A 25,532-nucleotide genomic window follows, 5' to 3' on the forward strand; every position below is an offset into this window, starting at 1 on the left:
ACGGATATTCTCGATATTTATACGGGAGTGCACCGGGCTAAACTATCTGCGTTTAAGAGTAAAAATGCGTTCTGTGGCATCCCATTTCGCCGTGACCAAACACTGCGCACCATATTGCCCCAGACCCTAAAATAGACCCATGACCGCGCGCACGAAAAACACCAAAACCGCCCCCGCCTACCGCTGCACCGAATGTGGCTGGACCACCGCCAAATGGGTAGGCCGCTGCGGCGAATGCCAAACCTGGGGCACCGTCGAAGAAGCCGCTGGGGGCACCCGCGCGCGCACCCGCGCCGCATCCAGCGTGCAGAAACCCGCCCAGCCCATCGCAGAAGTCGACTCGCGCGTCGCCGCCTACATGAGCACCGGAAACCCCGAATTTGACCGCGTGCTCGGCGGCGGACTCGTACCCGGCGCGGTCATCCTCATGGCGGGCGAACCCGGCGTGGGTAAGTCCACCCTGCTGCTGGATGTTGCCGCCACCTTCGCCCGCGGCACCGCCGGAATTGCGGGGCGACAGGGCGTGCAGAACAACCCGGCGCAGAATAGCGCACTCCAGCCGCCGCGCCCGGTGCTGTACATTACCGGCGAGGAATCTGCCGCGCAGGTCAAGCTCCGCGCCGACCGCATCGGCGCCATCGCGCAGACCCTCTACCTGACCAGCGAAACCGACCTCGGCACCGCCCTGGCGCACATCGAGCAGGTCAACCCTTCCCTGTTGGTCATTGACTCGGTGCAGACCCTCGCCTCCGCAGAAGTTGAGGGCAGCGCGGGTGGTGTGACCCAGGTGCGGGAGGTCGCCGCCTCCGTGATTGCCGCGGCGAAGGAACGCAATATGTGCACCCTGCTCGTGGGCCACGTGACCAAAGAAGGCACCATCGCGGGCCCGCGTCTGCTCGAGCACCTGGTGGATGTGGTCTGCCAGTTTGAGGGCGATAAGCACTCGAATATCCGCATGCTGCGCGCGATTAAGAACCGCTTCGGCCCCACCGACGAGGTGGGCTGCTTCGACATGCACGAGGACGGTATCGCACCCGTGCTGGACCCCTCCGGCATGTTTGTTTCGAGTACCCCGCACCCGGTGGCGGGCACCTGCGTGACCGTCACGATGGAGGGCCGCCGACCCCTGCTCGCCGAGGTGCAGGCGCTACTGGATCAGGCGGTGGCACCGGCACCTCGCCGTACCGTTTCCGGTCTGGATTCGGCGCGTATTCAGATGCTGTTGGCGGTGCTGCAGCGCCGCGCCGGGCTGAACGTGGGCAAACTCGACTGCTACGTCTCCACGGTGGGTGGCGCGAAAATTGCCGAGCCTGCCGCCGATCTGGCGTGCGTCATGGCGCTTGCCTCGGCGGCGCAAAATAAGCCGCTACCGCGCAAGCTCGCGGTCTTCGGCGAGGTCGGTCTGGCGGGTGAGGTGCGCGCCGTGCCGGGCATCCGCCAGCGCATCGCGGAGGTGGGCCGCCTGGGCTTCACACACGTGCTGGTGCCCGCCTCCCCGACCGGCGTGGGGGACGTGCCCGAGGGCGTGACCGTGCGTGAGGTAACCACCCTGGGTGAGGCGCTGGCGCTGCTCTTCCCGCAGAAGTAGCCGCCCGCGCATCAACAGCATAGAGATAGCAGCGGAGGGGACTCCCGGCTGGCATGAATGCCGCCGGGAGCCCCTCCGCTGCGTCTTGGTGGTTGCCGCTGACCCCGCTAGAGCCGAGCTATAACCCCGCTAGAAGTCCGCTAGGAGGAGCGGCTCTCCTCCTCATTCTCGTGCAACATAATGTTGATCGAGCGGGTGTTGAGCTTGTTCGTGTGGTGGGTGTTCACCGCGCTATCGGTCACGTCGTCAACCACCGTGGAGTCGTCCATGTCAGCGTCGACAATCGGGATTGCCGAGGTGCGCGGTGCATGCTTCGTGACCGCCTCGCCGAGGGGCACGAGAACCGCCACGGCGTCCTTGTGGGACATGCCGGTCGCCTCCAAAAAGTCGACCACAATCAGACGGAGCATCAGCACCAGCGACTCGCCCTCAAAGGTCGCCACGCCCATGGTGCGCGGCTCGAGGGTGCCGGCAAGCTTGATCATGCGCTCGCGTGCCTCCATCATGTAGTGCTCGCGTTCGCCTTCCGTCGGGGCAGACATGCCCAGGCCGAGGCTCTGCGCCGCCAGCGACAGCTCGTTTAGCGCGTCACTGAGTGAAAGCTGCGCGGCAGTACGCAACTGCACGTGGTGAATCGTGGACGCCATGCGGCGGTTGAGCACGCGGTCGTTACGAATCGCCAAATCCACCGCGGCGAGGGTCTTCGCCATGCGCGCCAGCTCGCCCTTGCTCTTGCGGCTATTCCAGGACAGCTCGCTCATGCCCTGCGCGGTAATCAGGTCACCGCGGCATGCATCGTAGAGCGGCTGCAGGGCGCGCGCATCGAGCAGGCTCTGGTACGCCTTGTTGTAATCGTAGTAGCGGATTGCCTCGGAGGAGAGCTGGAAAACCTTCGCGAACGCATCCATGAGAGCCTGCGCGCGGGCACGCGGGTTCTTACGCGGGTCGCGCGGCATCAGGTACATGGCGAGGAACGCGAAGGCGCCACCGACAATGCCGTCGAAACTGCGGGTGAACGCATCGTCAGGTACGGGCAGCAGCAACGTGAAACAGGCCTGGAAGCTGAGCTGAATCGTAAAAATAATGCCCTTATCAATGAAGCGGGCAATAATCACGGTCAAGAAAAGCACCACTGCCGCCTGCCAGGTACCGTGACCGAGCAGGATCAGCAGAAGGTCGCCAATGAGAATGCCGAGGGTCACGCCGAAGGAGACCTCAAGGATTCGGCGGGAATGCTTAGCACCGCTTACATAGCCGAGGGATACGAGGGCAGCGACCGGCGCAAAAATGGGCTCGTGGTGGCCCAGGACTCGCTCAGCGAAAAGCCAAGCGCCCATAGACGCCGCAACAATCTGCACAGACTGAAAGAAGTCTGCTCGGACTCGGTGAATACCCTCACGGACGAACTGTCGGGTGTTCTGTTCAGTAGTGCGTAGAATGTCTGCGAATCGTGCCATGGGCACCATCATACCGGCGCACATGCGGTGCACAAGGGGGTAGGGGAGTGTTGGGTTGAAGTGTGAGAGACCCCGCGCCCCGTACCCTGGGCGCCGCCGTGCTTTGGCGGTATTTCTGACCGAAACCCTGCCCGAAGTGTTAGCTGCGGATTTAGCCGCGGAGGCGGCGCGCCACCCTCGCCAGCAGACCCGGCTGGGCGGGGTGTGCCTCGGCGGGTGCTTCAGAATCAGCCTCAACGGTGACGGGGTGCGTCTGTTCTGCACCGTGTGCCCCGTGAATACCGTGCGCGCTGTACCCGCCACCGATTGCGCGGGCGCGCTCGAGCTGCCGGCGGTGCTCGGCATCCCAGGAATGCGCCCGGTCAGACATCGCCCACTCAAACCCCGCGGTGAGGGAGGTTTCGGTGAAGAGCTCGCGGGCGGCGCGGACGGTCGCGCCCAGCGGCTCGGGGAGCGCCGGAACCTGTTCCACGGTGGGGAAGGGGGCGGGTGCCTCTACTTCGTCCAGCTTTTCTGCGCCGGATGCAAGAATCTGCGCGAGCAGGTAGGCGCGCTCGGCTCGCAGAACCTCCAGCAGTTCGATGCGGCGTGCATCCGATGCCACCGCCGCGTGCCGCAGGGCGGCGGCAACTATCAGTTCGGGAACCCCACCGGCGAGCATGCCCAACGGCAGGGTGAACTCGCCCAGCCCGTACTGGCGCAGGGCGCCGCCCACGCGCATCTGCGTGAATGCGTCCGGCACGAGGGCAAGTACGGGAATACCCGCCGCGGCAGAGAACACCGCCGGGTGGTAGCGGCTGGTCAGTGTGAACGCCGCCGCACGGTGTACCGTGATGCTCTGGTCGGCGTGCAGAATCGGCAGCAGGGTCGCCGGGGTGGAGGCGCTGAGCTGCTCGGCGATGTGCTGGTGCGCCTGAATATCGCCGCTTTCGGGGTCTTGCGGGTCACCGTAGTGGCTCAGGAAGACGGGTACGTAGCCGTGCTCGCGCCACATGCCGTCGAGCAGGCGCGCGATTTGCTGCGCCTGCTGTTCGGTGCACTCGTTGACGGTCACACAGACGTACTGCTCGGGCAGCTCATCAAGCGCCTGACCTGCGGAAATACCCTCCGCATAGTGCAGGGTACGCGCCGGAGAAGCCACCGGGTAGTCGGTGGCATCGTCCACGCTCAGGCGCGCGTCAATACCCCGCTCACGGCACCAAGCGAGGGAAGAGCGTTCACGCACCGTCACCGAACGGGCGGTGCGCAGCATGCGCTCGAGAACCTGTGCATCCTCGGGGTTGAGGACCGGGCCCAGGGACTGGCCGGTCACGTACACGGGCACGCCCGCATGCTCGGCGGCACGTACCGTGGCGGCACGTTCGTAGAGCAGCCAGCCGTAGCGGGAGTTGAGGTTGCCGCCGCCGGAGACCACGACCGCGTCCATGGCGGCGATAGAGTCCGCGAACTCCACCATGCGCTCAACGGTCTGCTCCAGCGGATGCAGCACCTCGGGCAGTGCCTGCACCTGCGGTAGCGCCACCAGCTCGGCGGTTGAGGGGCGCTCCCGGTTGGCGTGCAGCTCCACCAGGATGCACTCGAGCGCCGCAAGGGTCAGCTCGCGTTCAGCCGGTGCCCAGGGGAAGAGGAAGAACGGCAGGTACTCGTAGGGGGCGCCCGCCTCATGAGCAGCCGCGCCGATATAGCGCGCTGAATGGCCCACATCGCGGGTCATGAGGGTGACCGCCGCGCCGCCTTCGGAAAGCGCCTGGGCGCTCGCAATGGTCATGGCTTCGTCGCCCACGTGGTAGGTGTGCTGGCCGATATCGCCGATGACGAGTACGCGCGGTGCTTCATTAAAGTGCGGTGCTTCAGTAACGGGCGGCGCTGTAGAAGAATGATTATTCTCTGTCACGGCTATGCGTCCTTCTCGCCGGTAGAACCTGCCTCAGTACCGCGACGAGCCTGAGAACGCTGATTGAGCGAACGCTGCGCAAAGGAACGCAACGCACGGCCAGGCGCGCGCAGGTACTTCAGAACCCGCAGGCGCTCCTCAATGCTCTGCTGGCGGGACTCAACAGCCTGCTGACGAGCCTCAATACGCTCCAGGCGGCTCTCGATAGAGCGCAGAATGTCCAGGGATTCGCGGGTCAGATCGTGCCCGTCAATCACGCGGCGCTCCAGGTCAGCCGCCAGATGGGCCTGGTACAGGTACGCGCCCGGTCGGGCACCCGCCTGCAGGTCCTCGCGGATAGCGCGGGCACGGACCATCGAATCGAAGCGGGCGTGATCAGCCTGACGCTTCACGCTATTCGCCTCGGAACCCTCCGCGTCGGGGCGCAGCGACCAGTACGCCAGCGGCTCATCCACCAGCAGAATATCTGCAACAGAGGCGGCACGCATGTTGAACTCCCAGTCGCCGACCACCGGCAGGGACTCGTCATAGAAACCGACCAGCTCGTGCAGGCTGCGGCGGTAGAGAATACCGATCGGCACGGCACGGTTCGTGCGGAACAGGAACTGCAAACCCACACTGGGCAGGCCATCGTGGAAAATACGCTCCTCGTACACCTCGAACTCGCCCTCGGCGTTCTCGCGTTCGTACCGCTCCACAATGCGCGTGGTGCACATGAGCGCGCCGCTCTCTTCGAGCGCTGCGACGGTGCGCTCCAGGAACTCGGGTGCCCACAGGTCGTCGTCATCGTGAATCGCCACGTACTCGGAGGTGGTCGCCGCCAAACCGGCGTTGGATGCCGCCTCCATGTTGTCGCCGGCGGTGGTCAGTAGCTGCACGCGGCCGGAACCCTGCGTATCAGAGCCCTGCATACCCAGCGGGGACGCCTCAATGACGGCGCGGGTTGCCTGCTCGTCGCCGCCATCGTTAATCACGCAGACCGTGTAGTCGGTGAAGGTCTGCTGCGCAATATTCTCCAGGGCGCGGCTCAAGAAGCGGGGGCGGTCCTTCGTGCGGACCAGAATAGCTACGGTAGGAGAAGACATAACCACAATCAGTCGAGGGTGAGTGGGCGCGTGCCAGCCCAAGAACTCAACCCATTATGAAGGTGTGCACTGTTCAGACTCAACCCGCCGCCCGCCTATCCCGCGGCAGTGGGCACGGTGGGGTATGCAGCGTCCCTAAAATCTAGTGGATGGACTGTAGCGCCACCATTGCGAGCACTCCGAGCACAAAGCACGCCGGAATGGTTACCAGCCACACCAGAAGAATCTGCAGAACAATCCTGGACTTCAACGCATTAAAACGCTGGTTCACGCCCGCGCCGAGCGCCGAGGCGGTCGCCAGGTGCGAGGAGGAGAACGGCACCTGCAACAGGAAGTAGCCGAGCACCTGAACCACGGCGGTGGTGCCCTGGGCAACTGCGCCGCGGAAGGGATCCAGACGCACCATCTTGTAGGCGAAGGTGTAGCCGATGCGGCGGCCGCCGGTGAGCGTGCCGGCACCCAGGCTGAGGGCAATGATGAGGGTGCCCAGCAGCATGCCGCCTCGGGTGAGGGACTGGAGTAGCGCCGGGTCCATGATGCGTTCGCTCAGCAGCGCCCACAGCAGCAGGTACAGGTAGCCGGTCTGCAAGCCGTGCAGCAGCGAAATCGCGGAGGCGGACACCGCCAGCACCTCGCGGGCGTGCTGATTCACCAGGCGCGGGTTATGCCCCACCACGAGCCGGTAGAACGGTACCACCATCAGCCAGGACAGCAGAAAAATGAGCGGCGGCAGGTAGAAGAGCGGCAGCAGGGTCGCCCCAAAAATATGCGGCAGGAAGGCGAGCGAACCGAAGGCTTCAGCACCGTCCTCGAGTTTCGTCTGGGTCCACCAGCTCACGCCGGCGAGGGCGCCCACCAGCGCGTGGGTTGAGGAGGACGGCAACCGCAGGAACCAGGTGAGCACACCCCAAATAGCGCAGACCAGCAGCGCCGCAACGATGCCGTTCAGGCCGGTGACGCCTTCCGGGGCGCTCACCCACGAGGCGGAATACTCCCCGAGTAGCAGGAATGCACCGACCACGCCGAGCACGTTGAAGAGCGCGGCAAGGTACAGGGCGGAGCGCTCGCCGAGGGCGCGGGTACGCACCGGAACAGCGACGGCGTTTGAGGCGTCGTGTACACCGGTGACGTAGACCGCGGCAATGAAGGCGCAGCAGGCGAGAAGACCCAGGAGCATTAGGATTCCTGAACGATGATGCGGCCGATTTCGGCGGACACATCACGCATAGCGTTGGAGGCGGCGGTCAGCTGAGCCAGGAAGGTGGCGTAGCGGCGGTACCGTTCGGGGGTGTAGCGTTCGGCAATGTACGCGTCGTATTCTTCGGCGGTGCGCAGCGCCTGGCGGGAGATGCGCAGCATGTCCATCCAGTAGTTGTCGAGGCCGCGAATATCGGCAAGTTTGGGGATGACGGCGGCGGTCAGCACCGCCTGACGCTGAATAATGTCCAGGATTGAGGTGATGTGCGTGGCGAAGCCGTCAATGCTGTGCAGGGATAGTACGTGCGCGGCGCTGGTGAGTTTCTCAACGGCGTTGGTGAGCTTGCGTGCCAGCGTGTACAGGTCTTCACGCGGGATCGGCGGGGAGAAGGAGCTTCGCACTTCGGTGAGGGTGCGGAACAGCAGGTTGGTGGAGTCCGCCTCGTGGGTGAGCATGCGTTCGAAGAGTTCGGGGTACTCTGCGACGGGGGAGCCGACCATTTCGGAGAGCAACGCGGCGGCCTCACCGACCTGCGCTGAGATTTCAGCGAGGGAGGCGAGGGATTCGTTAGCGTGGGGAAAAAGTCGGTGCAGCATAGTTCCCAGTCTAACCAGTATTAGGGGTTGCGGGTGCGCACAGCTCATGGGTATCTCACGGGCACCCGGTTTTCATGCGCAATCGCGCCGAGCTGCCAGCGGCTTCTTGACCGGGTTTAAACATAAAAACGGTGGGGGTCGATTTCTCGACCCCCACCGGAACGTTTAGGGATGTCGGGTTGGGAGCGCCTCTCGGCGGAAGGCCGCTCGAAGCGGCTAAAGATTTGGAGCCCGGGGCTACCTATTAGCAACCCGACATCTTGTAATTATTATCCACCCGCACCCGCCGCAGAGTCAATCGAAAATACCCGTTTCACGCTCTTAGCGTGCAAAGTGGAACCTGTGCCAATTCGCGGCACGAACCCGCATTTTTGGGCGGCTAAACGGTGCAGAATACTAGAATGCTTCGAGGTTGGGTTGCGATTTTTCCTGTGCAGAATCAGCTTCGGAACCCCCGTTAGCCTGCTGACCAGCCTCAACGGCGCGCAGCTGGGCGGCTACCGCCTCCAAATCGTGCGCAATCTGCTCCATCTGCTGAGCCTGACGCGGCAGACGTGCACGACGCTCCACCGCCTCACGCTTCACCTCGTGGCTACCCGGAACCGCACCATCCTGACCGGCAGAGCGCGCATAGTCGGTGCGAATACCCAACGCCACCACGTGCGCAAACGCCGCGCAACGCTCCATCGCAATATCCATATCGCCGGTGTACAGGCCCGCCAGAATCTCATCAATCGTACGGACCACCTCATCGGCACCCGGCGGGTCGGGAACACCCGCGACCACGTGCGAACGGTAATCCTCCGCCATGCCCAGCTCAAACGCGCGGCTCACCCCGCGAGGCGAACGGTGCACCACGTCCCGCAGCCAGTACATGCGCCACAGCGCACCCGGCAGGGAGTGGGCGCTCGCGTGCGACCAGAGTTCGGCGAGCATCTCAATACCGTAGTCGTCGGTGAAGCTGACGAGCCGTTCGGTCATCTGTTCGTCGGTGCCGCGTCCGCGCATCAGCAGGATTCGTGCGGAGGCGTGCGCCGCCTCTTCGCGTGCGGCGGGGTCCATGCCGCCTTCGTGGCGTTCAAATTTCTCGGCGGAGTAGAGGACGGGGCGGTGGTGGGTGCGGTGTCGTGCGCGTCCGGAGGCGCCGGTTGATGATGCGGGTGTAGACATAGGATTTCCCAGTGTACCGTTCATTGGCTGGGGGCCGGTAGTGTATAGTATTTCTATCTGCACACTTTCAGTTTTGTGTGGATAGGAGCGCCTTTAGCTCAGTCGGTAGAGCTACGGACTTTTAATCCGCAGGTCGTGGGTTCGAGCCCCACAGGGCGCACTAGCCGACCCGTCGCCTCCCGCTTTGCGGGGGTCGGCGGGTTTTTGCGTCTTCACCCTCGTGTGCGGGGTTTTACCCCGTGTTGATTCCGTGTGGTGGGGCGTGTCCTGCCGGGTTGGCCTGGCAGTTTTTGATTTGTGTACGTTGACCCGAAAAGATGAGGAAACCCGTGAGCGTCACCATTAAGAACCCCGAAGAGATCACGATTCTTGCCACTGGCGGCACGATCGATAAGTTCTATTCGGTGGCGGGCACCATGGATATTGGTGAGCCTGCCGCTAAGGACCTGCTGGACCGCGTGATTACCGATATCCGTTTTGATATTCGCCCGCTGATTGGCAAGGACAGCCTGGACATGACCGATGAGGATCGTGCCGAGCTGACCGAGGTGCTGAACGCTGTCACTAACGACCAGGTGCTCATCACTCACGGCACCGACACCATGCCGGAGACCGCCCGCTACCTGCTGGAGCACGCCGACCTGGGCGATAAGGTTGTGGTGCTGACCGGTGCGATGCAGCCCGCCGTGATGGCTCGTTCGGATGCAGGCTTCAACCTGGGTGCCGCTATTGCTGCCCTGAACCTGCTGGAGCCGGGTGTGTACATCAGCATGAGCGGCCGTATTTTCCCTGCTGAGAGCGTGCGTAAGGACCGTTCGCGCGGCATTTTTGAGGGTTAGTATGGCTGATTCCGCTCGTATGCGGAGGGGCGAACCGGTTTCTGCCGCCGAGCTGGCGCCGGTGGCGGGTTCCTCGGATCTTGTGCCGCAGGAGCATATGTCCCAAAAGCATATGTCACAGGCACAGCTGATGCAGTTGCAGGCGATGGAGGAGCTGAAGCAGCAGGCTGACGAGTTCTGGAATGTCGCCAGCGAGTACCCGCTGCCGGCTAAGAACCTGTACCTGGTGCGTGTGCTCCTACTGGTGGTTCCTTCGCTGATTATTGTTTATTACTTCATCCGCGTCACGCTTTTCCCGATTGGTGCGGTGCCGCTGGTGTACTTGGTGATGCACATGTGGCTTGCCATGATTTACCGGGCGAATCGTTCGGTGAAGCTGGTGCTGCTTGCGAATGTGGCATCCGGGGTTGCGGCTGCCATCATGACGGCGTTCTTCACCTATGTACTCGTAACCCTGCACGGCCCGCAGACTCTGCTGGACCGTGTGGGCATGTTCTATACGGTGACCCTGCTGACGGTAATGGCTTCCTTCGCGTTGGAGGTCCTGTTCTCGCTGTTCTACAGCTTGGCGGTTCGCAGGAGCCTGCGCCGTAGCAAGCGGAAGAAGGCGGAGGAAGAGCGCCAGAATGCAGAAGAGCAGAAGGTAGCAGAACCGAACGCGGAGGTTTCGCAGGCGGCGGAGCAGGGCTAACCTGCGCCTCAACAGGGGCAAGTAATGATGCTGGGCGGCGTTGCCTGCGACGCCCAGCTACTGCTCAGATTCCCTTAAAGTACGCGTGATACGGTAGAGACAGAAACACGACCAGCACCTGCCAGGAGGTCACCCATGGGCGCTACACACCTGAACACAGATGCCGCTTCATCCGCAGAACATCCGGATGAAGATATCAGTGTGCAGACTCGCTATCAGGCGCCTATTCGCCACGCGACTCCTGCCACTCCGGAGGTGTCCGTTCCGCTGAACGTGCCGCCGGTGGTGACTGGTTCGCATCCGGTTATTTCGGCGACTTCTACCGTCATCATTCAGGATGGTACGAACCCGCCGATTGTGGTGCGTACGCACCCGACGGGTCCTCTGCCGCCGTTCCCCGGGCAGGGTCAGGTTCCCGCTTTTCTGCGCACCTACACCTCTAAAGAGGTGGATGAACGCAAGCAGAAGCTCAGGAAGAACCTCCTGGCACGCATGGTTATTCTGTGCATTTTGAGCCTGGTTGAGGGCCTCATTATTTCCCAGTACACGCAGCCGCTGGCGATTTGTTTTGGGTTTGTTGCCGCTCTCTATTTGGTGGTTCAGATGTGGCCGCTGATGCGCCCTCCCCGCGAGTCGGCGGATGCCTCCGTGTATAGCGTCTGGGCTATCTGCTCGCTGATTGGGTTTGTTGCGGTGGGTCTGGTGCTTTCACCGATTACGTTCCTGTTGCTGATGCTGGACTGGGCAGGTGTTTCAATGGGCCTTGACCCCCTGCTGATACTTGTCGTTTTGGGTCTGGTCTGGTTGAGCGAGGTCGGTTTATCGTTGCTGACTATTTACCGCTTCAATAACCTGCGGATTGCGATGGCGAACCAGGCAGGTTCACTGACGCTACCCGACACTATTTCCGCGACGGTTGATCCGTCCATTTCTGCCTAAAGTTTTTTGAGGCGGCGCGGTAGACGAACGCCGCGCCGCCACCCACACACCACACACTCGCTCATACATCTTCCACACACACTATCAGCCGACATCCGAAAGATTCAGCTATGTCCGCCGTCGAGTCCTCTCCGCCATCCGCTCCGAACACCACCCATCCTACGAAGCCTGCCACCCCGACTCTCGTGTCTGTGGCAGGTTGGGTTCTGCTCGCTATTGCCGTGGGTTGGCTGGTGCTGATTGGGTACACGGGTGTCACGTATGCGACGACGCAGCTATCGCATTTTTCGACCTGGCGTGCCCAGTCGCTGGTGGAGGCGCAGGCGTACTATCCGGTGATGTTCTTGCTGGTGAGCGCCTTCGGTAACGTGACCCTGCACGGCTTCTGCACTGTGGCGTACCTGCGCGGTTACCGTTGGGCGGCGCTGGTGCTGTCGGTGGCGTTGGCGTTGGGTGTGTTGGCGTCCTTGCTGATTATGCTGGCGGTCGCGGCTCTTCTGGGTACTCTGAATGGTGCGCCGAGCCAGGATGTTGAGCTGCTGCTTAGCAGCGCTTCGCCGTTGTATACGCCCGTGTATATTGCTGCGCCGTACATGCTGGTGTGTGTGGTGGCGTTGGCGTTGGTGTGGTCGCGTCAGTCGCGTTCGTACATGGAGGCGCGCCGTGATTGGCGTCTGCGCCGTAGCGAGGACTACCTGATTTAGCCCCATAGATTCTAGCCGCGGGTCCACGACGGCCTGCGGTTCACCGATAACTTTATTCACCCAACCACAGTTAGGATGACTCGTGCACCCTACTTCCGAACCTTTGCACGAATCCGCACCGCAGACGAGCCCCGACGTCGCCAAGCGTACATATGATGAGCGGGCGGCGTTTGAAGAGGCGAAAAGAAACCTCGGCATAGTTGGCGATAAGGAGCAACAATTCGACCGGGGAATGGCGATTCTCGGTAAAGCGTATTCCATTGCGATGATGCTCATTCTGGTGTACTTCCTCTTGGACGCGTACCAGATTCTCGTAACTGCGGGTCGTAGTTTGAACATCGGCTCGTTCATTGGCTATGCCGTGCCGAAGATTCTGCCTGACGCCGTCTTTGTGGTGCCGTTCCTCTGGTTCGTTCTGGACTACATCAAGGCAGGGTACGTTAATCCGCGCCGCCTGCTGATGCTGTACCTTCTGCTGTGTTCCTTGAGCGGTGTGCTCTCTTTTGCCGGTGTCTTTGGCCTGGCGCAGGTACTTTTCCCTGCATTCACTGCTCTGGATCCGGTTTCGTATCCTGCTACCGCCTCGTCTATGGTGTCGCAGGCTCTGGTCGGGGTGATTACGGCGGGTAGTGCCGTTCTCCTGTTTTTGCTGACTCGCCCGGCTGTGGGCGTGGTCCCGAGCCCCACGGCGATTCGGAAGCAGATGCAGATCATCAAGGACAGCATGGCGGATGATGAGGAAGAGCCGACCCGTGAGGATGTTCTTCGCCAGCTCGAGGAAGACGAGGGCCCGGTTAAGGACTCTACCGAGCAGCTGCTGCGTGAGCTTTCCGCCGATTATGCGTTGTCGAAGGACCCGGCGGAGAAGAACCGCCTGCTGGCTGAGATACAGCAGGTTCAGCGCGCCCAGAAGGCGGGTGTAGAGCCTAACTTCGACGGCGCGTCCGCTGGCGGGCATAATAAGCCTAATAAGGAGGCGCACGAGGGCACGGAGGCGACTGCCGCCTCCACCGTGCCTGCCGCCCCTAATGTGGTGCTCCCGCCGCGCCCGAAGACGCTCCGCGGCGTCATGTGGTGCGCTACAGCCATTATTGTTCTGTCCGCAACCCAACGTATCTATGTATCTATCCATAACGAGGTCCCAGACCGCGTTATGGAAAATATGCCGGGCATCATCATTTCAGGCATATTTGCTACCTTCATCTTCTCTCTCATACCGATTTTCATCCTTCGCCGGTTGTGGAAGGGCCGTAGATGGGCGTACTTCCTCACCCTCTTCGGTAGTGCTTTTGCGGTTTTTGTTGGGGCGCTGAGTTTACAATCTTTCATCTCGGCTGATTATTTCTCCAGGTTGGCGGATGAGTCGTTGACTTCAAGGCCCCGAGACTACGTAGTTTCCATCGTGGTGAGTGACATTATGGGAGCTTTTCTTACGGCCTTCTACCTTCTGATAGTTGTGCTGCTCATGAGCCGTCCCACCAGGTTGTTTATGGCTACTGCGAGGTTGGCACGGATGGAAGCACGCGAACAGGTGAACGCCGGTGGCGGTCATATCATTGGTCATCAGAGTGCAGACGCAGAAACGCGTGCTCGCCTGGAAGAAGAGCAGACACGTCGGGAAGAAAAGGAAGCTAACCGACGGGCCGAAGAAGCGGTCGCTCAGCAGTACAAGACGCCCCGCCGTAGGGCTGACCGGAAGAAGGCCCGTGACGAACAACGCGGCTACAAGGATACTTCCGTGTACACCGAGGAAGGTTACCGCCTCAACTAGGGCGGTTGCTTACTCATTGAAAGACTCTTCTGCCCCCTGCCTCGCGCGCTGTAGCGCGGGGCAGGGTACGCAGGGAGAAAGGAACATAGATGTCAGAACGTACACCGAAACAGCCGCTGAATGACGCGGAGTACACGGTTCCCGAGTACAGCGTACTACTGCCCTCCGACGAGGCTAAAAATAGCACGGCAGAGGGCGATGCCGTCTCCAGCAACGTAGCTTCCGGTAGCGCCGCAGACACTAGCGCGGCAGAGGACAACGCACCCGGCGGCAGCGTCTCCGAACACGCCAGCACCCCCGAGCAAACCACTACTGGCTACCGGAAGGCGACCACCGGCTACACTGCCGCCTCCGAGCAGGTAATTCCGGAGCGCCCGAAGGCTATGCGTAGCGTCATGTGGTGCGCTGCTGCCATTATCGTGCTGGGGCCCCTGAGTAATTTTCTGCCGATTCTAAGCCGGTCGTATATCGATTTTGAGATGGTGGTGAGTGTTCTCTTCTCTGCCCTGGTGGTTACCCTCATCCTCTCCGCCATCCCGATTTTTGTTCTCTGGAAGATCTGGGATGGCCGCGAGTGGGCGCGCATTCTTACCATCATCTACTGCGCTCTCGCGGCTGCTAGTGGTGTGCTTATTCTTGCGGATAATTTCTCGGGGTTAAGCTCTAGAGCGGCTGCGGCGTCCAGCCTGGTGCGTATCGTGAGCGGCGTTTTTACTCTCGTTCTTTACCTCCTGATGATTGTGCTGCTGACTCGTCCCGCTGTTAGGACGTACACCCAAATCGTTAGCGGGGCACGTGCACTAGAGCACCAGCAGATGATGTCTGAGACGAGACAGGCTGCCGGTCAGGTCCCGGCGGAACTTCGCGAGCTTTTCGCTGATGACGAGGACGGCGAACGCACCTCAGCAGAGGGAAAAACCCCTCGCCCGCCACACCGTAGCGCTGGATGGGGCACGTAGAAAGGCGCAACAACGTCAGGAGTTCCGAGGCTAGCTCCCGGAATGGTGCACGTGGTGACTCGGGTACCTCTGAATACGCTGAGAAAGGGTATCGCCTTCCTGGGGTGCGGTGCGCCTCCTTATATCCTTGGGGTAAGACTCTTTAACGCCCGCCCCGTGCACTGTAGCGCGGGGTGGGTGCCAGGGGAGAAAGGAATGACGATGTCAGAACGTACCCCGAAGCAACCGTTGAATGACCCGGAGTACACGGTTCCCGAGTACAGTGTGCTGTTGCCCTCCGACGAGGCTGAAAATAGCACGGCAGAGAGTAACGCCGCCCCCACCAGTACCGCCCCCAGTGGCACTGCAGAGAGTAATGCGGCGGGGGACAGCGCACCCGGCGCCAGCGCCTCCGAGCAAACCACCACCGGCTACCGGGAGGCGACCGCCGGTTACGCTGTCGCCTCCGAACGTGCGGGTCGGGTACGCCCGAGGGCCCTGCGCAGTGCTAAGCGGTGCATGACCGTCATCATTATTCTGTTGCTTTTCAGGAATATTCAAACGTTCATACTCCTTAAGAATCTAACCTCCAGCTTGGGGGCGCTGTCTCTTCTCTTCACGCTGGGCTTCCCTCTCATCTTCATTTTTATCCAGGTTTTCCTCTTCTGGAAGACCTGGGAAGGGCACAGATGGGCGCACATACTTATCCTCGTGTGTAGCGCCTACGAGGTCTTGAGCCGTATGTATTGGTTTGCGCAAGATTTCTTGATGGACTCCCGCTATCTCACCTGGTTGATGGAATATTTGCAGTCCTACGACTCTATGGACCTGGCGATTTCTCTTCTCTTGAGTACCGCGGTTGGTGTTGTCATTACTATCCTCTACATCCGGAACATTGTGTTGCTGACTCGTCCCTCTGCGTGGGCGTACACGGCTACCGGCAACACACCGCATAGCCAGGTGGTCGGTCAGAATTCGCCAGTATCTGACCCGAACTCCAACGAGGGTGGGAACCGCCTCAACTAGGGCGTTTGCCCCAGACGACACCACTATCGCCAAAAGGTTCAGAGTATGAAAAGGGTGGGGATACCAGACGGTATCCCCACCCTTTCGCGTTAAACATCGCATTCTTCTAGCTGGTAAAACCCTTTGAGTTGCCTAAAAGGTTCCAGTCTTCCTATAAAAACCCTATTTCCCTCGAAGGGCTTACCCTATACTGAAAAAGTATTATTCTCTCAGCTAACTACATCAAATAACTCTTTTAGGTAGGTTTCACGTAAATCTACCTAAAAAGTGGAACAACCACCGATTTGCGCACCATAGTGCGAGCATACGAGAGAAAGAACGACGATGTTTAACAACGCTTCCGGCACCTCAGCGGGCACGCTGGCACCTCAGGCGCCTCAGCCTAATGCCGCAGCACCGAACTTTCCTGCACCGAACTTTGCGGCACCCGCCGCAGTGACGCCTCAGCCTCCGGTTCCTGCAGATGCCCGCTCCTTGCACGGGGCACCGGGTACTCAGCGCGCTATCAATCTTCCGTCGCGCCCCATTGCCATCTGGGCTGTATCCCTATTCTTAGTGCTGTACATGTCCACATACCCTCTACAGCCTCTTGTGGGCCTAGAATTTACGGGCGCTTACATGTTTGCAGGTATGACGATGGGGCTTACGATGGTTCTCCCTATTGTCCTTGGAGCAGTCTCTGCCTGGTACCTCAATGAGGGTTATGAGTGGGCGCGAGTGGTGATTATTATTGAGGGCGCGTTACGCATGATCCTGGATATTGTGTATGTAGTTCTCTGTGCCCACGTTTTCTTTGACAATGGATACAATTCGCAAATGCTTAGGGTGTTGTTCTTTGGCCCGTTTATGACCCTTGAAGTCTTGTGCGCGAAGCTCGCCTTTGATTTTATCAGCCGCATCGTGATTATTGTTCTTCTCTGCCAGCCGCAGGTGGGGCGATACATCCAACTGCGTGGAGACCTGCGACGCATGGGCCTAAAGTAACCCCGCGGAGGTAGTATAACCCCGCGGAGGCGTAGCTCGCTTCCGGAACGTTGCCTCCACCGGGCTTGAGAGAACGCAAAAGGGTGGGGATACCAGACGGTATCCCCACCCTTTCTCATCCCCGGCTCAACGGCCGAGAAGGACTCACGTATTACTCAGCAGATTCCTGCTTCGCCTTCGAACGGCCACGCAGGTACTCGATAATAACCGGCACCACAGAAACCGCCACAATAATCACAGCAATGTACTCAATGTTGTTGTGCACGAACGGGATGCCGCCCAGCAGCACACCCGCCAGACCAATCGAACCAATCCACGCAACCGCACCAACAACATTCCACAGGTGGAACTTCTTACGGTCATACGAAGAAATACCCGCCGCAAGAGACACAAAAGTACGAACAATCGGCACGAAACGACCCAGCACCAGAGCCAAGCTACCGCGCTTCTGGAAGAACTCCTCGGTAGTGTGCAGGTTCTTAGTGCTCAGAATCTTCGCGTCATCCTTGAAGATCTTACGGCCGTAACGGGCACCAATCTGGTAGCCAACCTCAGCGCCAGCAATAGCAACCAGCACCAGGACCGGGAAAGCAACCCACAGGGACAGGCCCATCTGCTCATGAAGCATACCCAGAGCAAAAATCAGGGAGTCACCCGGAAGAACCGGGAAAAGAACACCGGACTCAATAAATACGATAATTGCCGAAACAACCAGAACCCAGGGGCCGGTATCGAGCAGGAACTGCTCAAGGTCGAGGCCCAAGAGCGCAACCGGAAGATGCGCCAAAGCGGTGGCAAGAAAAGTCATGAAAAATCCTGAACTGTGAGTGGACCGCACGCACGGATCGGCGGCGGAGTAACACCAGCATAGAAAGCGTACCTATGGTGAACATTGCGCATAACTATGCGGAGGCTGTGTATTACTGGCACAATTCTACCGGCATTTACGCTGGACGCACGGGTGAGCGAGGCGTAAATCTCCCCACTCGCACAGCGAAACTACGCGAGGTGACGCGGCGCTCGCATGCCTCCCCAAGAAATGACCATCAGCAGAGCCGTGCGATACGGGGTGTGACATGATGGGAAGAGAGCACGGCGCGTCGCGGCGTAGCGATGACCCCAACCACCCACCGTTGGAGAGAACCATGAACCCCCAGCAGTCAGCTTCTAGCCCCGCGGACTCCCCGCGCGCTGACCCTCTGCATACTGACCCTCTGCACGCTGAAGCCCGCGAAGTGTTGCGCCACCTCACCGGAGTTCCCGATGCTGAGTTCCACGATGGCCAGTACGAGGCGATTCGTGCCCTCGTCGCTGACCGAGCCCGCACTGTGGTGGTGCAGCGTACCGGCTGGGGTAAGTCTGCGGTCTACTTCATTTCCTCCCTGCTGTTGCGTGCCCGCGGTATGGGCCCGGCGCTTATTGTCTCCCCGCTGCTCTCCCTGATGCGTGATCAGGTTGAGGCGGCATCCCGCGCGGGAGTGCGCGCTGCAATGGTGAACTCCGCGAATGTCACCGAATGGGACGAGATTCGCACCCGCCTCGAAGCTGATGAGCTTGACGTGCTGCTGGTCGGTCCCGAGCGTCTCAATAATCCTACGTTCCGCGAGCAGTGGCTACCGTACCTGCTGCCGCGCCTGGGTCTGCTCGTCATTGATGAGGCGCACTGTATTTCTGACTGGGGTCATGACTTCCGCCCCGATTACCGACGCATTGGCTTGCTCATTAAGTCTCTGCCGGCGGGTGTGCCGGTGCTGGCGACTACCGCGACCGCGAATGACCGCGTCAGCCGCGATATCGCCGAACAGCTCAGCACTGATACCGCTCCCGTGCACGTAATCCGCGGCCCGCTTTCCCGCGAGTCCCTGCGCTTGGGTGTGCTTACCCTGCCCAATGAGGCGCAACGCATCGGCTGGCTACTCACGCACCTGAACGACCTGCCTGGATCAGGCATTATCTATGCGCTGACCGTTTCTGCGGCAGAAGATACCGCAAACGCGCTGCGTGCCAGCGGCTACGAGGTGCTCGCCTACACGGGTAAAACCGACCCGGATGAGCGCCTGGTTGCGGAGCAGGCACTCAAGGAGAACCGTGTTAAGGCTCTTGTGGCGACGAGTGCCCTCGGTATGGGTTTTGATAAGCCTGATTTGGGTTTTGTGGTGCACCTGGGCGCGCCGTCGTCTGCGGTGAGCTACTACCAGCAGATTGGTCGTGCCGGTCGAGGCGCCGCTAATGCGGATGTTCTGCTCCTGCCCGGTCGTGAGGACCGCGCCATCTGGGAGTATTTTGCGACCGCCTCCATGCCTAACGAGGAGCAGGCGCTGGCTGTGCTTGATGCCCTTGCCCAGTCCCCGGAGGGGTTGAGCATTACCGCTTTGGAGGCGCGCGTTCAGCTGCGCCGCTCCACCCTGGAGCTTCTGCTGAAGGTGCTGGACGTTGAGGGTGCCGTCGTGAAGGAAGGCAACTATTGGCGCCGAACCTCTTCGCCGTGGCGGTACGATAACGCCCGCTATGCGGCGGTGGCGCAGGCGCGTGTGGCGGAGCAGAACGCCATGCTCGAGTATGAACGTACTAGTCAGTGCCGCATGCTTTTCCTGGCGCAGCAGCTTGACGATGCTTCCGCTACCGCTTGCGGCCGTTGCGATGTGTGTGCGGGCCCCTGGTACCCGGTGGAGGTCCCCACTGAGGCGCAGCAGGCGGCACAGAGCAGCTTCAACACGGTCGGTGTGCCGTTGCAGCCGCGTCGCATGTGGCCGAGCGGGTTGGATCAGCTGATGGGTGCGGATGCGCCACGCGGTCGTATCCGCCCGGAGGAGCAGGCTGAGCCCGGTTATGCGTTGGCGCGTCTGAGCGACATGGGGTACGGCACTCGCCTGCGTGAGCTTCTGGCGACAAACGAGCTGGGTGAGCCGGTTGATTCTGAGGTTCCTGCCGAGCTGGGCCGTGCCTGCGTGAAGGTGCTTGCCGCTTGGGAATGGTCTGAGGCGGGTCGTCCGGCGGCTGTGCTGACTCTGCCGTCACCGGTGCGTCCGCGCTTGGCTCAGTCTCTTGGTCGGGGTCTTGCATCGGTGGGTCGCCTGGTGGATTTGGGTCAGGTTTCTCTGGTGGATGAGCCGCGTTTCTTCGGTGGCAATAGCGCGTTCCGGTGCGCGGATGTGTTGCGCTCGTACCGGGTTCCTGCTGGGGTTCTGGACTATGTGCGTGAGCATCGGTGCCCGGTTCTGCTGGTTTCTGATGTTGTGGATTCGCGGTGGGCGTTTACGGCTGTGGCACGTGAGCTACGGCTGGCGGGTGCTTCTGCGGTGTATCCTTTCTCTTTGGCTGCTACTCACTAGTCGCGCTCGATAATGCTTAATTTATTCCCCTGACGAGGATTTATGTCATATTCGGAACATTCAAAATTAACGGTAACTGACGGTTCCTCCGCTGTGCTCAGCGATATTCCTGCTCGCTCAGAACACAGCGAGTGGATGGCGCGTGCCCTCGCTGAGGGCACTGCCGCGGGTGAGCGTGGAGAGATTCCTATCGGTGCCGTGGTGGTGGATGAGCAGGGCATCATTATTGGTTCGGCGGGCAATACCCGCGAGCAGGAGCATGACCCTAGCGCCCATGCGGAGGTGAATGCGATTCGTCAGGCGGCAGCGCATCGTGGGCAGTGGCGTCTGGACGGCTGCACCCTGGTCGTGACGGTGGAACCGTGCCTGATGTGTGCGGGTACGATTCTCGCGTCGCGTGTCTCGACGGTGGTTTTTGGTGCCTGGGAGGAGAAGACTGGTGCCGTCGGTAGTCGTTACGATGTGCTGCGTGATGGCAGGGTTGCTCCAGCTCCCGAGGTGTATGCGGGGGTGCGCGCTGAGGAATGTGCGCAGCTGATGGTGGATTTCTTTAAGGAACGTCGCCCCTAACCGTCACCTGTGGTGTCGTCTCAGAAACTGTTTTGCATAATGCGAAAAGCTACGTGAGAACGCGTGGCTTTTCGCGTTATTTGTACGAAACCCCCCGTTTCTTTGAAAAATACTTCAAAAATTTCAAAAATGGTACCCGATTTCGGGCAAAAAGCCCACTACATCACACATGTCCGGGTCTACGATATATAGGCACTGGAGCCTCCGTCTGCCCGTGACTGAAAATAGATACCCCGCGCAACCTGCGGAGTGCTCCCCAAAACTCACCTGAACCGTCCTGTATTTAAGGGGATTTATTCGTGCTTCGCGTTAACAATATTTGGGCTAAGGGGCGTCACCACGCCCTTTTTGGTCGTACCTCTTTTTCTGTGGGTAAGGGTGAGGTCATCATTATTCAGGCGGATAGCCAGATGGAGCGTACCTCCCTGGGCCTTGCCCTGACGGGCCGTTTGCCTCTGTCGGGTGGCGAGATTCGCTGGAGCGATGGTGATGCGGAGCCGCAGCCGATTTCGATGAAGAAGCTGCGTCGTATCAGTGACATTATCGATTCTCCTGACGTGACCGCCCCCGAGCAGCACATGCGTGTGCACGACTATGTTTCTGAGATGCTCTCCTACAACCTGCCGATTTTTGGTCGTTCCCGCGCAAGCCGCTGGCTGAAGGAACGCGGTCTTGAGGAACTCAACGGCCTGTGGATGGATGAGCTTGACGGCGAGATGAACATTGAGCTGATGACGGCTTTGGCGCAGGCGAGCCCTTCGGACCTGCTGGTTTTTGATACGCCTTCCCGTCACCTGAACCATACGAGAATGTGGCTTCCGTACCTGGAGGAGCTTGCCGCTGACGAGGAACGTCCCCGTACCGTGGTGGCGATTGTGCCTCATATTTCGAGGGATTGGCGGGGTGCCCGTGCTGTGGTGGGTAGTGTCCACATGGATCAGGATGGCGAGTTTGAGCCGGCAGAGGAATCCGTGGAAGAACTGCCCGAGACGGAAGAGCTAACTGAGACTGAACCCGTGATTGACGTGATTGAGGTGCGTGAGGTGGAAGAAATCCCCCTGACCTCTTCTATTCCTCTGACCCCCGCGGCATCCGGCGCACCCGGTCAGACCACTGACCATAAGACTGACAACCAGAAGACCGGCAACCAGAAAACTGTTGCCCAGAAAACCGCTGAGAAGGAGTAAGAATGACTGTTCTGCGTGTGGCTCTTGTTGAGCTTAAGCGCCTGACCAGCGGTGTTTTGCCGGTTCTGGTGCTTCTTGCTATGTCCTGTATCCCGCTGCTGTACGGCGCCCTGTACCTGTACGGTAACTGGGATGCTTACGGCAACGTGAATGGCATTGTGGGTGCTCTCGTGGTTGAGGATGAGGGCGCGACGGATTCTGAGGGCCAGCAGGTGAATACCGGTGCTGACGTGAAGAAGAGCCTTCTGGATGCTGGCACGTTTGATTGGCGTCAGGTGCAGACTCGCTCTGAGGCTGTCGAGGGCGTGGAGAACGGTACTTATGACTTTGCGATGGTGATTCCGAAGGATTTCTCCCGCAATTTGCAGAGTGCCGGTTCGTTCAAGCCTGATGCTGACGGCAAGACGGGCCCTATTGATGCGCGTTCGGCGGGTATTGAGGTCATTACGAATGACGCGAATAACTATGTGCTGACGAACATTGTCACGAAGGCGGGCACTGCGGTGCGTGATTCGGTGGCTGAGAAGGTCGGTAATTCGACGGCTAATTCGCTGTTGGCTAGCTTTACGACGATTCATTCGAAGATGGGTGAGGCCGCTGACGGTGCGTCGAAGGTGAATAACGGTACGGTGAAGCTGGCGGACGCTATCACTCAGCTGAAGGACGGTACCGCCACGGTGAATGATGGCGCCGTGAAGCTGAAGGACGGCACCTCCTCCCTGGCTGATGGCCAGTCCCAGTTGTTGGATGGTCAGAAGCAGTTGGCTGAGGGCGCTGCGAAGCTTGCTGATGGTGTGTCGACTTTGGATTCTGGCGCCGCGAAGCTGGATTCTGGCGCCGCGAAGCTTGCTGATGGTGCCTCGAGCTTGAAGGATGGTTCGTCGACCTTGGCTTCGGCGGCGGCGTCTGCTTCTGAGGGTGCGTCGAAGCTAAAGGACGGTTCGGCGACTTTGGCTGAGGGTACTGCGAGCTTGAAGAGCGGTTCGGCGGCGGTTGCGAAGGGCGCTAATGATTTGGCGTCGGGTATTCATCAGTTGCGTGAAGGCATGGATCAGGCTGGTATTCGTGAGTTGCCGGCTGAGCTGAATGCGATGTGCATGCGCCTGCATGAGACGGATACTTCTGCTGGTAGTGGCGATTTTGGTCGTGACTTGTCGAATACTGTGGTGTCTGCGAGTGCGCAGAAGGTTCGTGCTCGGGTGACTCCGCTGGTTGAGGCGGGTACGTTGACTCAGGAGCAGGCTGATCAGCTGGTAGCGGCTGTTGATTCTGAGGAGACGAAGAATGAGGTTGCTGAGCTGAATCAGAAGGCTCTGCAGTCGCATCTGGCTACTCGTGATGCTGCCGCTGCTGATGCTCTGTCGAAGTTGAGCGCGTTGAAGTCGAGCCACTGTGTGTCTGATGGTACGTCGTCGACTGCGGCGAAGATTCAGACTTTGGTGGCTGGCGTGGATTCGCTCGATTCTGGTGCTTCGTCGCTTGCTAAGGGTGCTTCGTCGGTGGCTGATGGTGCCGCTCGTGTGGATGCTGGCGCCTCTTCTTTGGCTTCTGGCACGGCAACGTTGGCTGATGGTAATTCCAAGATTGCTTCGGGCGCTTCGAGCCTTGCGAGTGGTTCTGCGACTCTGTCCGGTGGCGCTTCTGAGCTGAAGGAGGGTACTGGTTCTTTGAAGAACGGCACTGCCGAGCTGAAGGATGGTAGCGGTACTTTGGCGGAGAAGGAGCAGTCTGCGGTTGAGGGTCAGCAGAAGCTGGCTGATGGCGCGAATGAGCTGAAGGATGGCGCGTCGCAGCTGTCTGACGGTACGGCGAAGCTGTCTGATGGTTCGACTCAGCTGAATAATGGTGCTTCCGAGTTGAAGGATGGTACTTCGTCGCTGGAGAGCGGTCTGGCTTCTGGTGCTAAGCAGGTTCCGAGCCTTGCGCCGACTGATCAGGCGAAGGTTGCGGATACGATGTCGAACCCTGTGACTTTGTCGCATGAGTCGCTGGCGTCGGGCCGTAACTACGGTGAGGGCATGGGCCCGTTCTTCATGTGTCTGGCGCTGTGGATTGGCGGCCTGATGCTGGTTCAGACGCTGCGCGTGATGAATAACCGCGCGTTGGCTTCGCATGCTCCGTCGATTCGTGTGATGCTCGGTAGCTGGATGCCGTTTGGTCTGGTGGGTATTGCTCAGGCGACTCTGATGTTCGCGGCGATTAAGTTCGGTTTGGGCTTTGAGATGGCTCATCCGTGGCTGGTGTGGCTGTTCCTTTGCTACGTGGCTCTGGTCTTTACCGGTTTCATTCATGGTCTGACGGTGATTTTGGGTGCGCCGGGCAAGCTGGTTGCTTTGGTCATTCTGATTCTGCAGCTGATTACTGCGGGCGGCACGATGCCGTATGAGACTCTGCCTGAGTCGATTCGTTGGATGCATGACTTCTTCCCGATGGGTTATGCGGTGGCGGGTACGCGCCGTTTGGCTTATGGCATTAATGAGTCGAGCCTGTGGGGCATCATGCTGGTTTTGACTCTGTGGGGTTTGGCTGGTCTGGTGTTGGGTTACATTGGCACGCGTCGTGATCGTACGTGGTCGCTGAAGAAGCTTGCGCCGGAGATTACGGTGTAACAAACCCTGTTTAGTCGCACCGGGGAAAACTGTCTAATAAAATAGAGATATATCTGCAAAAAGGGAGGGAGGACTTCTGATGTTGCAGCGCCCAGTCGCTGAAGCTGCAAGTCGTCGTCCCGGCCGTACTGGTAAAACTCAGTTGAAGTTGTTCAACGCTGCCATGGATATCATGACCCAGAAGGGGCTTGAGTACGCCACTGTTGAAGAGGTGGCTGCCCGGGCGGGTGTTTCTAAGGGAACCGTGTATTACAACTTTGGTTCTAAAAAGACCATGGTGGATCAGCTGGTCCAGTACGGCACGCAGTTGCTGCTGAGCGATGCGCGTCGCGCGGCGTCGGTTCATTCTGATCCGCGTGAGGCGTTGCGGAGTGCTATTCGTGCCGCGTTCCAGTATCTTGAGGACCGTCCGGGTTTTACTCGGATGTGGCTTGCGGAGGCGTGGAAGGGCGCGGATGGTTGGACCGAGGCGATGAGCGATAACCGTTTGGATCTTCTGAATTATTTGGAGGAGATGACGGAGGCTGTGGCTCGCCGCTATACGGTTGATACCGCTCAGAATCCTCGTGCGATTGCGATCTCTATGTTCGGCGCGATTTACATGCTTGCTATGGATCGTGAAGTACATCAGGCGGAGCGCAATGCTGAGGATGCAACGCGTGCTGTCATGCTGGTTGTAGATGGGTATATCCGTCATTAGGCGGACCTGTTGGGTCTGCAGACGTAGCCGGGACTTCGGTGTCGGGTGTCGAAAAGGGCACGGTTAAAGGGGCCGTGAAAGAGGCGACACCCGGCTGCCGTACGCGCACGATATGTAGGCTCGTTCTTGCCCTCCTGTTGGGGGTGTGCTATAGTTTTCCACTGTTGGTGGTGTGTCCGAGCGGCCGAAGGTGCATCACTCGAAATGATGTTTGGTGTAAAAGCCAACGGGGGTTCAAATCCCTCCACCACCGC

21 protein-coding genes and 2 tRNA genes are annotated in these 25,532 nt (G+C 60.0%); 16 read left to right on the forward strand and 7 right to left on the reverse strand.

Annotated elements, in window-relative coordinates:
* Positions 1–139: 139 nt before the first annotated feature.
* The gene (radA, locus tag RWL87_RS07350) at positions 140–1,588 is read left to right on the forward strand and encodes a DNA repair protein RadA (protein ID WP_313969417.1); all 1,449 of its coding nucleotides are present in this window, start codon (positions 140–142) and stop codon (positions 1,586–1,588) included.
* Positions 1,589–1,728: 140 nt separating this feature from the next.
* Here the strand turns inward: radA and RWL87_RS07355 are convergent, their stop codons facing one another.
* From RWL87_RS07355 to RWL87_RS07380, 6 genes are all read right to left on the reverse strand, one after another.
* Positions 1,729–3,057 (reverse strand): FUSC family protein, encoded by a 1,329-nt coding sequence (locus tag RWL87_RS07355; RefSeq protein WP_313969418.1) that lies wholly within the window; start codon positions 3,055–3,057, stop codon positions 1,729–1,731.
* Between the two features lie 139 nt (positions 3,058–3,196).
* The gene (locus tag RWL87_RS07360) at positions 3,197–4,939 is read right to left on the reverse strand and encodes a polysaccharide pyruvyl transferase family protein (RefSeq protein ID WP_313969419.1); all 1,743 of its coding nucleotides are present in this window, start codon (positions 4,937–4,939) and stop codon (positions 3,197–3,199) included.
* Positions 4,940–4,941: 2 nt separating this feature from the next.
* Positions 4,942–6,024 (reverse strand): glycosyltransferase family A protein, encoded by a 1,083-nt coding sequence (locus tag RWL87_RS07365; RefSeq protein ID WP_313969420.1) that lies wholly within the window; start codon positions 6,022–6,024, stop codon positions 4,942–4,944.
* Positions 6,025–6,166: 142 nt separating this feature from the next.
* Positions 6,167–7,201 (reverse strand): inorganic phosphate transporter, encoded by a 1,035-nt coding sequence (locus RWL87_RS07370; protein WP_313969421.1) that lies wholly within the window; start codon positions 7,199–7,201, stop codon positions 6,167–6,169.
* The gene (locus RWL87_RS07375; protein WP_005504391.1) at positions 7,201–7,818 is read right to left on the reverse strand and encodes a hypothetical protein; all 618 of its coding nucleotides are present in this window, start codon (positions 7,816–7,818) and stop codon (positions 7,201–7,203) included. Before RWL87_RS07375 ends, RWL87_RS07370 begins: the two co-directional genes overlap by 1 nt.
* 396 nt (positions 7,819–8,214) lie before the next feature.
* Entirely contained in the window at positions 8,215–8,988 is a 774-nt protein-coding gene (locus tag RWL87_RS07380) for a histone acetyltransferase (RefSeq protein ID WP_313969422.1), read from the reverse strand.
* Positions 8,989–9,075: 87 nt separating this feature from the next.
* On the opposite strand from RWL87_RS07380, the gene RWL87_RS07385 reads away from it, so the two are divergent.
* The 9 genes from RWL87_RS07385 to RWL87_RS07425 all read left to right on the forward strand — a co-directional run bounded on the left by RWL87_RS07385 (position 9,076) and on the right by RWL87_RS07425 (position 16,880).
* Positions 9,076–9,148, forward strand: a tRNA-Lys gene (locus RWL87_RS07385).
* 169 nt (positions 9,149–9,317) lie between these two features.
* Complete coding sequence (locus RWL87_RS07390) at positions 9,318–9,827, forward strand: asparaginase domain-containing protein (RefSeq protein WP_080974501.1); 510 nt, start codon at positions 9,318–9,320, stop codon at positions 9,825–9,827.
* A 1-nt stretch (position 9,828) separates the two neighbouring features.
* A complete protein-coding gene (locus RWL87_RS07395) occupies positions 9,829–10,518 on the forward strand; it encodes an amino acid transporter (RefSeq protein WP_296545059.1) in 690 nt (229 codons plus the stop codon).
* 135 nt (positions 10,519–10,653) lie between these two features.
* On the forward strand, positions 10,654–11,457 hold the full coding sequence (locus RWL87_RS07400) for an organic solvent tolerance protein OstA (RefSeq protein WP_313969423.1): 804 nt from the start codon (positions 10,654–10,656) through the stop codon (positions 11,455–11,457).
* Between the two features lie 110 nt (positions 11,458–11,567).
* Positions 11,568–12,161 (forward strand): multidrug DMT transporter permease, encoded by a 594-nt coding sequence (locus tag RWL87_RS07405; protein ID WP_049349909.1) that lies wholly within the window; start codon positions 11,568–11,570, stop codon positions 12,159–12,161.
* Between the two features lie 82 nt (positions 12,162–12,243).
* Positions 12,244–13,932, forward strand: coding sequence for an ABC transporter permease (locus tag RWL87_RS07410; protein ID WP_313969424.1), 1,689 nt, complete (start codon positions 12,244–12,246; stop codon positions 13,930–13,932).
* An 89-nt stretch (positions 13,933–14,021) separates the two neighbouring features.
* The gene (locus tag RWL87_RS07415) at positions 14,022–14,891 is read left to right on the forward strand and encodes a multidrug ABC transporter permease (protein ID WP_313969425.1); all 870 of its coding nucleotides are present in this window, start codon (positions 14,022–14,024) and stop codon (positions 14,889–14,891) included.
* A gap of 201 nt (positions 14,892–15,092) precedes the next feature.
* A complete protein-coding gene (locus tag RWL87_RS07420; protein WP_231917929.1) occupies positions 15,093–15,896 on the forward strand; it encodes a hypothetical protein in 804 nt (267 codons plus the stop codon).
* Positions 15,897–16,220: 324 nt separating this feature from the next.
* Positions 16,221–16,880, forward strand: coding sequence for a hypothetical protein (locus RWL87_RS07425; protein WP_313969426.1), 660 nt, complete (start codon positions 16,221–16,223; stop codon positions 16,878–16,880).
* A 151-nt stretch (positions 16,881–17,031) separates the two neighbouring features.
* On the opposite strand, the gene RWL87_RS07430 is transcribed toward RWL87_RS07425, so the two are convergent.
* Positions 17,032–17,688 (reverse strand): DedA family protein, encoded by a 657-nt coding sequence (locus RWL87_RS07430; protein ID WP_070507274.1) that lies wholly within the window; start codon positions 17,686–17,688, stop codon positions 17,032–17,034.
* Positions 17,689–18,025: 337 nt separating this feature from the next.
* On the opposite strand from RWL87_RS07430, the gene RWL87_RS07435 reads away from it, so the two are divergent.
* The 6 genes from RWL87_RS07435 to RWL87_RS07460 all read left to right on the forward strand — a co-directional run bounded on the left by RWL87_RS07435 (position 18,026) and on the right by RWL87_RS07460 (position 25,531).
* Complete coding sequence (locus RWL87_RS07435; protein WP_313969427.1) at positions 18,026–20,212, forward strand: RecQ family ATP-dependent DNA helicase; 2,187 nt, start codon at positions 18,026–18,028, stop codon at positions 20,210–20,212.
* A 42-nt stretch (positions 20,213–20,254) separates the two neighbouring features.
* The gene (locus RWL87_RS07440; RefSeq protein ID WP_313969428.1) at positions 20,255–20,782 is read left to right on the forward strand and encodes a nucleoside deaminase; all 528 of its coding nucleotides are present in this window, start codon (positions 20,255–20,257) and stop codon (positions 20,780–20,782) included.
* A gap of 299 nt (positions 20,783–21,081) precedes the next feature.
* Positions 21,082–21,969 carry a multidrug ABC transporter ATPase gene (locus RWL87_RS07445; protein WP_313969429.1) on the forward strand — a complete coding sequence of 296 codons (888 nt, stop codon included), beginning with the start codon at positions 21,082–21,084 and terminating at the stop codon, positions 21,967–21,969.
* Between the two features lie 2 nt (positions 21,970–21,971).
* Positions 21,972–24,578, forward strand: coding sequence for a YhgE/Pip domain-containing protein (locus tag RWL87_RS07450; protein WP_313969430.1), 2,607 nt, complete (start codon positions 21,972–21,974; stop codon positions 24,576–24,578).
* A 79-nt stretch (positions 24,579–24,657) separates the two neighbouring features.
* Positions 24,658–25,278: a TetR/AcrR family transcriptional regulator gene (locus tag RWL87_RS07455; protein ID WP_070665911.1), complete on the forward strand. Its 621-nt coding sequence runs from the start codon at positions 24,658–24,660 to the stop codon at positions 25,276–25,278.
* Positions 25,279–25,444: 166 nt separating this feature from the next.
* Positions 25,445–25,531, forward strand: a tRNA-Ser gene (locus RWL87_RS07460).
* The last annotated feature ends 1 nt before the right edge of the window (position 25,532 follow it).

The sequence above is a fragment of the uncultured Rothia sp. genome (genome assembly GCF_963555405.1).
Lineage (GTDB): Bacteria > Actinomycetota > Actinomycetes > Actinomycetales > Micrococcaceae > Rothia.